The organism is Tsukamurella paurometabola DSM 20162, from assembly GCF_000092225.1.
GTDB classification, from domain to species: Bacteria; Actinomycetota; Actinomycetes; order Mycobacteriales; family Mycobacteriaceae; genus Tsukamurella; species Tsukamurella paurometabola.
The window spans coordinates 2,231,472-2,244,200 of the sequence record NC_014158.1; the positions used below are offsets into that span (position 1 = coordinate 2,231,472).

9 protein-coding genes are annotated in these 12,729 nt (G+C 67.6%); 4 read left to right on the top strand and 5 right to left on the bottom strand.

The window, feature by feature from the left end:
* Positions 1-78 precede the first annotated feature (78 nt).
* Genes mshC through TPAU_RS10730 form a run of 3 tightly spaced genes read left to right on the top strand, consistent with a single transcriptional unit; the run spans position 79 to position 2,826 of the window.
* Positions 79-1,323 carry a cysteine--1-D-myo-inosityl 2-amino-2-deoxy-alpha-D-glucopyranoside ligase gene (gene mshC / locus TPAU_RS10720; protein WP_013126773.1) on the top strand — a complete coding sequence of 415 codons (1,245 nt, stop codon included), beginning with the start codon at positions 79-81 and terminating at the stop codon, positions 1,321-1,323.
* 25 nt (positions 1,324-1,348) lie between these two features.
* The gene (locus tag TPAU_RS10725) at positions 1,349-1,660 is read left to right on the top strand and encodes a hypothetical protein (RefSeq protein ID WP_013126774.1); all 312 of its coding nucleotides are present in this window, start codon (positions 1,349-1,351) and stop codon (positions 1,658-1,660) included.
* A gap of 5 nt (positions 1,661-1,665) precedes the next feature.
* Entirely contained in the window at positions 1,666-2,826 is a 1,161-nt protein-coding gene (locus TPAU_RS10730; protein ID WP_013126775.1) for an alkaline phosphatase family protein, read from the top strand.
* Here the strand turns inward: TPAU_RS10730 and TPAU_RS10735 are convergent.
* The 3 genes from TPAU_RS10735 to TPAU_RS10745 form a co-directional block, all read right to left on the bottom strand.
* Positions 2,823-3,674 (bottom strand): PAC2 family protein, encoded by an 852-nt coding sequence (locus TPAU_RS10735; RefSeq protein ID WP_083773936.1) that lies wholly within the window; start codon positions 3,672-3,674, stop codon positions 2,823-2,825. The two genes, TPAU_RS10730 and TPAU_RS10735, sit on opposite strands and share 4 nt — an antisense overlap.
* 138 nt (positions 3,675-3,812) lie before the next feature.
* Positions 3,813-7,544, bottom strand: a complete 3,732-nt coding sequence (metH, locus tag TPAU_RS10740; RefSeq protein ID WP_013126777.1) for a methionine synthase — start codon at positions 7,542-7,544, stop codon at positions 3,813-3,815.
* A gap of 232 nt (positions 7,545-7,776) precedes the next feature.
* Positions 7,777-9,486, bottom strand: a complete 1,710-nt coding sequence (locus TPAU_RS10745) for a bifunctional metallophosphatase/5'-nucleotidase (protein ID WP_013126778.1) — start codon at positions 9,484-9,486, stop codon at positions 7,777-7,779.
* Between the two features lie 148 nt (positions 9,487-9,634).
* On the opposite strand from TPAU_RS10745, the gene TPAU_RS10750 reads away from it, so the two are divergent.
* Entirely contained in the window at positions 9,635-10,276 is a 642-nt protein-coding gene (locus TPAU_RS10750; RefSeq protein ID WP_013126779.1) for an HAD family hydrolase, read from the top strand.
* Here TPAU_RS10750 and TPAU_RS10755 read toward each other — a convergent pair.
* Entirely contained in the window at positions 10,273-10,722 is a 450-nt protein-coding gene (locus TPAU_RS10755; RefSeq protein ID WP_013126780.1) for a hypothetical protein, read from the bottom strand. The genes TPAU_RS10750 and TPAU_RS10755 overlap by 4 nt on opposite strands.
* An 86-nt stretch (positions 10,723-10,808) precedes the next feature.
* On the bottom strand, positions 10,809-12,698 hold the full coding sequence (locus TPAU_RS10760) for an alpha/beta hydrolase (protein WP_013126781.1): 1,890 nt from the start codon (positions 12,696-12,698) through the stop codon (positions 10,809-10,811).
* Positions 12,699-12,729 lie beyond the last annotated feature (31 nt).

A 12,729-nucleotide genomic window follows, 5' to 3' on the forward strand; every position in this document is an offset into this window, starting at 1 on the left:
TGCGGACCCCGGCCGGTGCGCGCTGCGGCCGACCGGCCCGGAGAACCTGCGCGCCGCGCGACGCATAGGGTAGGGGACATGCGTTCTTGGCCGTCTCCCGCCGTCCCCACCCTCTCCGGTCCGTCGGTACCGCTACGGCTGTACGACACCTCGGATCAGGCGGTCCGCTCGGTGAACCCCGGCGCCGTGTCCGGAATGTACGTCTGCGGCATCACCCCGTACGACGCCACTCACCTCGGCCACGCCGCCACCTACCTCACGTTCGACCTGATCAATCGGGTGCTGCGCGCCAATGGTCACGAAGTGCACTACGTACAGAACGTGACCGACGTGGACGATCCGCTGTTCGAGCGCGCTGCGCGTGACGGCATCGATTGGCGTGACCTGGGAGCCCGCGAGACCGACCTGTTCTGCGAGGACATGCAGGCCCTTCGGGTGCTGGCGCCGCAGGACTACATCGGCGCCGTGGAGTCGATCGACGAGGTGATCGCGTTGGTCGGTCGGCTGCTGGAGAACGGAGCCGCGTACATCGTCGACGATCCGGAGTTCCCCGACGTCTACTACCGAACCGACGCCACCGAGCAGTTCGGATACGAATCGGGCTACGACCGGGCCACCATGGAGCGCTTCTTCGCCGAACGCGGCGGCGACCCCGACCGTCCCGGCAAACGCGACCCGCTCGATGCCCTGCTGTGGCGCGCCGCCCGGCCGGGTGAACCGTCCTGGCCGTCGCCACAGGGACCAGGGCGCCCCGGCTGGCACATCGAGTGCGCCGCGATCGCCCAGAATCGCCTCGGAGTGGGCTTCGATATCCAGGGCGGCGGCAGCGACCTGATCTTCCCGCACCACGAGTTCTCCGCCGCGCACGTCGAGGCGGACACCGGCGAGCGGCGGTTCGCCCGGCACTACGTGCATGCCGCGATGATCGGACTGGACGGAGAGAAGATGTCCAAGAGCCGCGGCAACCTCGTGTTCGTCTCGACTCTGCGCCGCGCGGGCGTCGATCCCGCTGCGATCCGGCTCGGCCTGTTCGAAGGTCACTACCGCACCGACCGCGCATGGTCCGATGAGGTCCTGGCGCGCGCACAGGCCCGTCTGGACCTGTGGCGCAACGCTTTCGCCGCGGCGTCGAGCCCGGACGGTGCCGAGCTCGTGGGTCGGTTGCGGCGTTACCTGGCCGATGATCTGGACACCCCGAAGGCCCTCTCCGCACTCGATGCCTGGGCGCATCGGGCAGTCACCTCCGGGGGTCCCGACCCCGACGGACCGTCCACCGTGGCCACCGCAGTCGACGCCCTCCTCGGCGTTGCGGTATCGGCGTAGCGGCTCGTCGCGCTATATTTCGCCTGTGAGGACCGTCAGCGAGCTGGCCCCGGATCTGACCGAGGGCGTGTGGACCGTGCAGACCCGCACGTCGACCTATGTGCTGGACCTGGGGGAGATGACGCTGATGCGTGCGCCCGGGATAGGGGGGACGTCGGAGGACGAGCAATGGAGCATCAGCTCGCTGCGCCGTGATTCCGAAGACATCCCGCTGCTGGGCATCAAGAGCTGCCGCGTCGGGGAGTCGGCGCAGTTCTGGGTTCGCGCCGCCGACGATCCCGATGTTCGTACCTGGCGTATCACCACACCGGTGGTATCGATCGAACGCATCGGCTGACCCCGATGGGACAGGTGGTCCCACAGTACGGGTCGGCCTCGCTCGCCGATGTCGTACCGTCGGCCGCCGCCGCGCTCGGCGTTCGCGGTTTCGTGAACCAGCTCGGTTTCCGCCCGACGCGACGGGTCTGCCTGCTGCTCGTGGACGGCCTCGGACATCTTCTCCTGGAACGGTACGCCGCACAGGCGCCGTTCCTCTCCGAGCTCACCGCCACCCGCATCTGCGCGGGCTTCCCGTCGACCACGGCCACCAGCATCTCCTCGATCGGCACCGGACTGCCCCCGGGGGAGCACGGCATCGTCGGCCTGTCCTTCGCCGTCTGCGGTGACGGTATCGCCACGGGGACCACCATCAACGCTCTCGGCTGGAATTCCTACGGGGTCCGGCATGCGCGGGACCTCCGCGAGTCGGTGGTCCCGGAGCGGGTGCAGCCGGAGCGCACACTGTTCGAGGCGATGGCGGCCGACGGCGTCGCCGTGACCACGGTGACGCCGAAGGATCACGTGGGAAGCGGTCTGAGCCGCGCCGTCCTGCGGGGCGCGGATCCGGTAGCGGCGACCGCGCTGGGTGACATCGTCGGTCGCGTGGCGGCCGCCACCGCCACGGGGACGGGCGAACGCGCCTTCTGCTACGCCTACCACGGCGACCTCGACATGCTGGGCCACGTCTACGGTCCCGGTTCGCTGCCGTGGCTGATGCAGTTGCGGCAGGTCGACACCCTGGCCGAGTCACTGGCGATGGCGCTGCCCCCGGACTGTCTGCTCGTGATCACGGCCGATCACGGCATGATCGAGGCTCCGGAGCAGTCCCGCATCGACTTCGACGCGGAGCCCGCGCTTCGGGCCGGCGTCCGGCAACTGGCGGGAGAGCCGCGGGTCCGGCACGTGTACACCGCCGACGGTGCCGTTACCGACGTCCGCGCGGCATGGTCGGCAGTGCTCGGAGAACGAGCGTGGATCCATACCCGGGACGAGGCCGCCGAGGCCGGCTGGTTCGGTCCGCGGGTGCTCGACCGCACCCGGGAGCGGATCGGAGACCTGGTCGTGGCGATGCGCGGTGCGCACACCGTGGCCGTCCCGTCCGCGGAGCCGGTCGTGTCGAACCTGCTCGGCCAACACGGCTCACTCACCGAAGACGAGCAGCTCGTCCCGGTCCTGGTGCGCTAGGGACCGGTTCCCGGGTCGCGGCGGCGCAAGTACTTCTCGAACTCCTCGGCGAGGGCATCGCCGTCGATGTGACGCTCCACGTCTTCGCGTTTGGCTTCCTCGTCGCCGCGCTCCTCCAGGCCGCGTACGTACGCCGCCACGTCCTCGTCGTCCGAGGTCATATCGGTGACCGAGTTCTCCCACTCCTCGGCCCGTTCCGGCAGATCACCCAACGGAACGGCCAGGTCGAGGACGTGTTCGACGCGCTGCAACAGGGCCGCGGTGGCCTTGGGGTTCGGCGGCTGCGACACGTAGTGCGGCACCGCCGCCCAGAACGAGACAGCCGGGAATCCCGAGCGCACGCACGCGTCCTGAAGCACACCGGTGATCCCCGTCGGGCCTTCGTACCGGTTCTCCTCAAGTCCGTACCGGCGCGCGGAATCGGAGTCGTAGCCGGTGCCGGTGACCGGAACGGGCCTCGTGTGCGGGGTGTCGGCGAGCAGGGCTCCGAGGATCACGACGGTATCGATCTTGAGCTCGGTGAACACCGCGAGCAACTGATCGCAGAAGGCGCGCCACCGGAAGTTCGGCTCGATACCCCGTAGCAGCACCACGTCCCGGTCCGCCTTCGGAGGCCGGCACACCGACAGCGTGGTCATCGGCCATTCCACCGCACGCGTCACACCGTCGATCTGTTTGATCGTGGGCCGGTTCACCTGGAAGTCGTAGAAATCATCCGAATCCAGCTCGGTCAGGGGCTGGGCATCCCAGATCAGTTCCAGGTGCTCGACGGCGCCCGATGCCGCATCGCCGGCATCGTTCCACCCTTCGAACGCCGCGATGAGCACCGGCCGTTCGAGCTTCGGCATCTCCGTCACCTGAAGAAGCCTAGCGCCGGAGCCAACCGGTTTGCTCGCACCCACCGCCGCGAGGCGGCCGATGTCCGGGGAACCGGGGGATGCGTCGACGGGGTTCTCGTGACGCGATCGCCTCGCTCCTACATGGGCTCAGTCCTCCGGGTTGTAGCCGAGGTTGGGGCTGAGCCAGCGCTCGGCTTCCTGCAGAGTCCAGCCCTTGCGCTTCGCGTAGTCTGCTACCTGGTCCTGCGCCAACCGGCCGACCACGAAGTACTGCGACTGCGGATGCGAGAAGTACCAGCCGCTGACGGCGGCACCGGGCCACATCGCCATCGACTCGGTCAGCTCGATGCCGGTCCGCTCGTGGACGTTCATCAACTCCCAGAGTGTCGCCTTCTCGGTGTGTTCCGGGCAGGCCGGGTAACCGGGAGCAGGGCGGATTCCCACATATTTCTCATCGATGAGCGCCTCGTTGTCGAGATCCTCGTCAGGCTGGAATCCCCAGAACTCCGTACGGACCCGTTGATGCATCCGTTCTGCGAAGGCCTCAGCCAATCGGTCGGCGAGCGACTCCAGCAGGATTGCGTTGTAGTCGTCGTTAGCAGCCTTGAACTCGACGATCTTGGCGGCGCTGCCGAGGCCCGTGGTGACGGCGAAGGCACCGACGTAATCGGCCAGACCGGTGTCCTTCGGCGCAACGAAGTCGCCGAGGCTCCGGTTCGGGATGCCGTCGCGGTGTTCGCCCTGCTGGCGCAGGTTGTGCAATCTGGTCAGCACGTCGGTACGGGTCTCGTCGGTGTAGACCTCGATATCGTCGCCGACGGCGTTCGCGGGGAAGAACCCGATCACGCCGTTGGCGGTGAGCCACTTCTCCTTGATCAGGGTGTCGAGCATCGTCTGGGCATCGTCGTACAGCTTGCGGGCGGTCTCGCCCGAGACCGGATTGTTGAGGATGTCAGGGAACCGGCCCTTCATTTCCCACGCGTTGAAGAACGGCTGCCAGTCGATGTACTCGCGCAGCTCAGCGAGGTCGTAATCCAAGAACTCACGGACGCCGAGCCCCTGGGCGGGCACCGGCGGCGTATAGGCGGCCCACTCGATCGGCGTCCGGTTGGCGCGAGCCTTCTCCAGCGTCAGCATCGGCCGTTCACTCTTCTGGGCGTGCCGTTCGCGCAGCGCGGCGTAATCGGCCTCGGTGGCCTCCAGTAGGGCCGGACGCTGCCTGTCGTCGAGCAGCGCGGCCGCCACCGGCACCGAACGCGAGGCGTCCTTGACCCAGACGACCGGACCGCTGCGGCGTGGCGACACCTTCACGGCCGTGTGCGCGCGGGACGTCGTCGCGCCACCGATCAGGAGCGGGATGTCCAACCCTTCGCGTTCCATCGCGACGGCGAAGTTGACCATCTCGTCCAGAGACGGGGTGATCAGGCCGGACAGACCGATGATGTCAGCGTCGTACTCCTTGGCGGCGGCCAGGATCTTCTCGGCGGGCACCATCACGCCGAGGTCGATCACCTCGTAGTTGTTGCACTGAAGGACGACCCCGACGATGTTCTTGCCGATGTCGTGAACATCGCCCTTCACCGTCGCCATGATGATGGTGCCGTTGGTGTCCTTACTCGCGGCGCCCGACTCGTCCTTCTCCGCCTCGATGTACGGCAGCAGGTAGGCCACGGCCTTCTTCATCACCCGCGCCGACTTCACGACCTGGGGGAGGAACATCTTGCCTGCACCGAAGAGGTCACCGACAACGTTCATACCGTCCATCAGCGGCCCCTCGATCACCTCGATCGGCCGCCCTCCCGCAGCGGCGATCTCGGCGCGCAACTCCTCGGTGTCGGTCTCGACATCGGCGTCGATGCCCTTGACCAGGGCGTGCGTGATCCGCTCGCGCACCGGGAGGCCGCGCCACTCGGCGGCCTTGGGATCCTCGGCCTTCTCGGACTTGTTGAACTGCTCGGCGATCTCCAAGAGCCGTTCGGCCGCGTCCTCGCGACGGTTGAGCACCACGTCCTCGATGCGGTCCCGCAGCTCGGGGTCGATCGCGTCGTACGGCACCAGGGCTCCGGCGTTGACGATGCCCATGTCCAATCCGGCCTTGATGGCGTGGAACAGGAACACCGCGTGGATGGCCTCGCGCACGGGGTTGTTGCCACGGAAGGAGAACGACACGTTCGAGATGCCACCGGAGATGTGCACCCCGGGGAGGTTCTCCTTGATCCAGGCACAGGCCTCGATGAAGTCGATGCCGTAGGTCGCGTGCTCCTCGATACCGGTCGCCAATGCGAAGCAGTTCGGGTCGAAGATGATGTCCTCGGCCGGGAAGCCGACCTCTTCGGTCAGGATCCGGTAGGCGCGCCCGCAGATCTCCTTACGACGTTCCAGGTTATCGGCCTGCCCCTGTTCGTCGAAGGCCATCACAACGACGGCGGCGCCGTACTTGCGGCACAGCCGCGCCTCGCGGATGAACTTCTCCTCGCCCTCCTTCAACGAGATCGAGTTGACGATCGGCTTGCCCTGCACGTTCTTCAGGCCGGCTTCGATGACCTCCCACTTGGAGGAGTCGATCATCACCGGGACACGACTGATATCCGGTTCGGCCGCGATCAGCTTGGTGAACCGGTCCATCGCGGCGACACCGTCGATCATTCCCTCGTCCATGTTGATGTCGATGACCTGGGCACCGACCTCGACCTGTTGCAGGGCGACTGACAGGGCGGTGTCGTAGTCCTCCGCCTTGATCAGGTTGCGGAACCGTGCCGAGCCGGTGATATTGGTGCGTTCGCCGATGTTCACGAACAGGGAGTCGGCGGTGATGTTGAGCGGTTCCAGACCCGACAGCCTGGTGGCCACCGAGAGTTGCGGAATCTCACGCGGCGGCGTGCCCTCGACGACCCTGGCGATCTCGGCGATGTGCGCCGGCGCCGTACCGCAGCAGCCGCCCACCAGGTTGACCAGACCGGCCTCGGCGAATTCGGCCAGGTAGGCGGCCTGGTGCTCCGGAGACTCGTCGTACTCGCCGAAGGCGTTCGGCAGGCCCGCGTTCGGATAGCAGGAGACGAACGTGTCCGAGATCCGCGCCATCTCGGCGATGTAGGGCCTCATCTCCGGCGCACCCAGGGCGCAATTGAGACCCACCGCTATCGGCTTCGCGTGCCTGATCGCGTTCCAGAATGCTTCCGTGACCTGACCGGATAACGTCCGCCCAGAACCATCAGTGATCGTCCCCGAGATGATCACCGGCCAGCGGCGCCCGCGATCCTCGAACAGCGTCTCGACCGCGAACACCGCCGCCTTGGCGTTGAGCGAATCGAAGATCGTCTCGATGAGGATCACATCTGAACCACCGTCGACAAGGCCGTTGACAGCTTCGAGGTAGGCGGCGACCAGTTGATCGTAGGAGACGTTGCGGGCCCCCGGATCGTTGACTTCCGGCGAGATCGACGCGGTCCGCGTCGTCGGCCCGAGGGCGCCGGCGACGTAGCGGGGCTTGTCCGCGGTGCTGAACTCGTCACATACCTTGCGAGCCAGGGCGGCACCGACGAAGTTCAGCTCGTAACTCAGCTCGCCCATGTCGTAGTCGGAGAGCGAGATCGCGTTCGCGTTGAACGTGTTCGTCTCCAGGATGTCTGCGCCCGCCTCGAGATATTCGCGGTGGATCCCCTCGATGATCTGCGGCTGCGTCAGATTGAGCAGGTCATTGTTGCCCTGAAGAGCCGTCGGCCACTCCGTGAACCGCTCGCCGCGGTATCCATCCTCATCCGGCCGGTCCCGCTGGATCGCCGTGCCCATCGCGCCGTCGATCACCATGATCCGCCGGCGCAGAGTAGCCGCCAGCTCGTCGGTGCAGTCGGGGCGGATGTTCGGCTCAAAGGAGCTCACGTACGTTCCTTCCGTAGCGGAAGGCGTCCTTGGCTCGCCGAGCGTGGCGGATACCGGGGCCCGGAACCGTTGCAACGCCTCTCGACCAGAAAAGTCTACGTCGTCACCGACAGCGTCGCGAACTCGCCAACCGGTGGGTCGTCAACAACCTCTTTGCGGCGTATCCCGCAGAGGCCGCTTCGGCCGCGATGGCGCCATCGCGCCCGCTCCGCGAGCGGCGGCCTGCCAGCGATTACTGCTTCGTGATCCGGCTGGTGGGGGTTCGCAGGTTCTCCGTGGCCTGCAAGTACTTCTCCAGAGCATCGAGGTCGATTCCGCCCACCGTGAGATCCGTGCTTCGGGTGAACACGCTGAATCCGTCGCCGCCCGCGGCCAGGAAGTTGTTGGTGGTCACGCGGTACACCGCTACCGGATTGAGCGGCTGATCGCCCACCTTCACGCTGTCGCGCAGCACCTTCCGGTTCGACGCGCCATTCGGATCGTAGGTGTAGCTGATGCCCGATGGTGCCAGGATCGTGGTCTTGTCGGGGTTCTGCCACTGCTGTTCGAGCAGGTCGATGATCTGTTGTCCGGTGAGCGAGACGGTGACCACCTGGTTGCCGAACGGCTGCACGGTGTACGCGGCACCGTAGGTCACATCGCCGGCCTTGAGGTCGGCACGGACGCCGCCGGGGTTCATGAACGCGATCACGCCCGCCGCCGGGTTCGGGGCGCGGGTGGTGAACAGCATGGCGTCGGCGATCACATCGCCGAGCGCCGAGTCTCCGCCGGGGAAGGGCGCCCGGTTGAGGTCTGCGGGGATGGTGCCGATCACCCGGTCGGCGCGCGGCTTGGCCTCCTGCTCGTAGAACTCCACGAGTCGCTGCGTCGCGGCGTCCGGCGGGAGATCGCGCCCCACGAGACGGTTCACGGCCTTCGAGGTCACCCGGTCTGCGCCGAAGTCGAGCGTGATGTCGGTGATCAGTCGTCCGTACGAGGCGGCCTGGGTCACGGTGCGGCCGCCGATCGTGCACACGTACGCCTGGTGGGAGTGGCCGGTGACCAGGGCGGTGACGGCGGGGTCGACTTTGGCAGCCAGGTCCGGCGTGGGCGCGGAGACGTTGTTGCAGGCATTGGGATCGGCTTCGCCGGAGCCCTTCTGGGCGCCGCCGTCGTGCATCGTCGCGACGATGGCCTGCGCACCGGCCGCCTTCATCTCCGGCACGTATCGGTTGATCGCCTCGGCCTCATCGCCGAAGGTATAGCCGCGCACCCCCTCCGGGGCCACGATCGTCGCGGTCTCAGGGGTGACCGTGCCGATCACGGCGATCTTGCGTCCGGACACCTCGAACATCTTCCACGGCACGGTGCCCGGAGGGAGTTGACCGGCCTCGTTGGTGACGTTGGCGGCCAGGTACTGGTAGGCGGCTCCGGTGAAGGGCTCGCCGGGTTCACATCCGTCGGGGGCACAGCCACCCTTCTGCAGGCGTTCGAGTTCGATGGTGCCGTGGTCGAATTCGTGATTGCCCACCGACGATGCCTGCACACCGGCGGAGTTGAGGAACTTCACCGTGGGTTCATCTCGGAACAACGCGGAGACCAGGGGACTGGCGCTCACTAGGTCGCCCGCGGCCACGGTGAGGTTGTTCGGATAGGCCTGCTTGAGTCGCTGTAGCGCGGTGGCGAAGTACACGGCACCTCCTGCCTCTGTGCCGCCGATCTTGCCGGTCGAGCCGGTGGGTGGCTGCAGGTTGCCGTGGAAGTCGTTGAACGCGAACAGGTGCACCTGGTCCGGGTTCGCAGGGGGCAGGTCTCCCACGCCGGGCACCGTGAAGCCGGCCCGGGCGCTCGACGATGCGGGACTGGTCGACGGTGCCGCCCCGTCGCCGGCGGTGCCGCAACTCGCTAGCACGGCGGCCGAAGCGGTCAGGGCCAGCGCGGTGATCAGCCGATGATGACGCATGGATCGACCCAAACACAGCGATAGGTCGTGTGGGTGACGAATCAGTTAACAACCGCCGGGCGACATCGGCTCGGACACGCGTGAACGGGTCCGGGGCGTGCGTCAGGTCGCCGCCACCGGGCGGACCCGCCTGACATAGCCTGGAGCTATGAGTCTTCCCTCCGCGGTCCTGTTCGACATGGACGGAACCCTCCTGGATTCTGAGAAGCTGTGGGACATAGCGGTTGCCGAATTCACCCGCACGCTGGGCACTGAGATCACCGCCGAGGCGCGGGAGGCGACCCTCGGTAACGCCACAGCGGATTCGCTGCGCACGATCTTCGACTTCGCGGAGGTGCCGGAGCCCGAGCGCGACTACATCGCCGCCGAGAAGTGGGTGTCCGACCGGGTGGTGCAGCTCTTCGACGGCGGCATCCCCTGGCAGCCCGGGGCCCGGGACACCCTCGACCTGCTCGCCGAGGCAGGGGTTCCACTGGTACTGGTCACCAACACGATCCGCGAGATCACCGAACACGCGCTCGGCACCTTGGGGCGTGAGCGCTTCGTCGGAACCGTATGCGGCGACGAGATCCCGAACCCCAAACCCGCCGCCGACCCGTACCTGCGGGGGGCCGAATTGGCCGGTGTCCCGGCGTCGGAGTGCATCGCCGTCGAAGATTCCCCCACGGGGGCACGCTCGGCACTCGCTGCGGGCTGCGCCGTTTTCACCGTGGGCCCGAACCCCGTGGCCGACGGCGCGCACCACCTCGGCACCCTCGCGGGCGCAGGGCTGCAGACCTTCAGCCGCTAACCGACCGTGAAGGCGTTCTCCCCGTTCGAGCAGGTAGCGACGGCGTCGGTGACGCGGGCGGCGCAGCGCCAGCCTGCGCTCTCGACCGTGACCGCCTGGCCTTGGGCGTTCGAGGCCGCGGCGGCGTAGGCCTTGCCCACGCGAAGCGCGTCGACGCAGTTGGCGTGGCCGGACTTCACCACGACGCTCGCGGGACCGTTCGCGGTGTTCACGGAGCCGCACACGGTTCCGGGGGAAGCGACCGGCACGTCACCGGCGCCGCCGGTGGCGGCGCTGCGGGCCGGAGCGCCCGCGGAGCCGGAGGCGGCCTGAGCGACGGGGCTGAAACTGATGCCACTCGCCGTCGAATCATCTCCCGACGTGGCGCATCCCGAGAGGGCGAGCAGCCCGACCGAACCCGCCGCCACGGCAGCACCGGCGCGAGTAGTCACCCAACGAAGGTTCATGATCGGGACGGTAGCGCTCCCGCTCGGTACTCGCCCGGCAGCAACGCCGGAAGGTGGCGAGACTCACGTGCGCGCAGTGGTACGTCTCACTTCTCGGCACCGTCGATCGCAGCGCTGGCCATGACGGCCATGCGTACCCGCTCGGTATCCGCGGGCGTCCAACCGGGCGGCGGCATGACCGCGGCGAAGGCGTCGACGACCGCGGTGCCGTAATTGTGGCCGTGGCCGTCCGGGACGCCGGCGGCGTTCGCGAGGTCGGCCGAAACCTGCCAGAAGGTGACGAACGGATACCAGGCCATCGCCGAACTGCGGTCGCGCCCCGCCGGCTCGCGCAACCAATCCGGTTGCCGGAAAATCAGATCGGTCGACCACCAGACCACCGGATCGGACGGATGTTGCACGTACACGATGTGCGGCGCCAACCATTCGGCGCCGCCGTTCTCCGACAGTGGGACCACACCGTCGGTGAACCGGACGATGAGTCCGTCGGTGTACGAAGGCAGCACTTCGGGGGTTCCGAGATCGCGCCGCTGGGTGACCGCGGAGTGAATCGGGTTGGCCCGGGGCGGACCGAGCCACACCACACCGTCGACCTTGTCCCGGATGTCGGTGAGCGAATCGAAGGCGCCCTCGCCGGCGCGGGTGCCCAGGCTCTCGCCCATCACCAGCACCTTCGGCCTGGTCTCCACGGGCCGGGCGCGAACGTCCCCGACAACGGCATCGATCAGGCGCTGACCGGACCGCAGGGAGGCCTCGCCATCGGTGAGGAAGGAGATCCAGCTGGGCAGGTACGAGTACTGCATGGCGATCAGTGCCACATCGCCGCCGTACATGAGTTCGACCGCGCGGGCGGCAGTCGGGTTGACCCAGCCCGATCCCGTGGTCGGGATGACCACGACGTACTTGCGGTCGAGTGCACGCGTGCGGTCCAGTTCCCGGTGCAATAGCGCGATCCGGCTCTCGGGTGTCTTCGCGTTCTCCAACCCGACGTAGACGCGCACCGGCTCGGTGACGGGCGCCGTGGTGAACCGGGCGAGGTCGGCGGCGTCCAGCCCGCCGGCCACGAACTTGCGCCCCTCCTTGCCGAGGCCCTTCCACTCGGCATGCGAGCGGGGCGATCCCGATCGCTCCGGCTCGACGGGTTGCGGGAATCCGGACGCCTCTTCGTCGTTCGATGCCGATGCCAGCCTGTTCGCCCCCGCGGTGAATCCGCGCACGCCCACATCGTTGACGGCGATGACGACCAGGATCACCACCACCGCGAACCCCAGGACCTGCGCGGCGGGTTGAGGAATACGCAGATATCGGTTGGCACGGCGCGCGAGATACAGGCCGAGGTCGCGGAGCACACGGACCAGCGAGATCAAGACAGCCGACACCACGAAGGCGACGATCGGAGTGAGGACGTACCAGAGGTTCGATCCCGGAGGCATCCCCATGAGTGCGCGCACGTCGTCCTGCCAGCGCTTGGACACCACCAGCATGGTGAGGCCGCCGATCAGCACACCGAGCACGATGAGTGCCCGCCACACCGGGACGAGCCGGGCACGTTTCGGGTCATCCCTGATCGGGTGCGCGCGCACCAGCAGGTCCACGACGATCCATTTGAGCAGCACCCCGATGCCGTAGCCGATCACCGCATTGATGCCCGCCACGATGCCCTGGAAGAACCACGAGCGCGGCACGAGAGAGACCGTGAAACTGCTCATCAGGAACAGCCCGCCCACGAACAGCCCGGCGAAATCGAGGTGCAGCAGACCCCACGCCCAGGCGAGGAGCGGATGCCGGGCGGCGAAGTCGTCGAAGTTCTCCCGCAGGAACCGGTCCGGGTCGCGGGTCGCACGGACCACCCGGAGCCGGGCCCGGATCAGTGCTCGGGCGAAGCGGTACTGCGCGGCGCCCTTGGTCGGGGTGTTGGGGGCGGGAACGTCGCTCGCGGCCGACGGCGCCGCATCGTCGGTCATCGCGCCCTTCACGCTGAACACTCTAGGCCCCGCCCACCTGCGG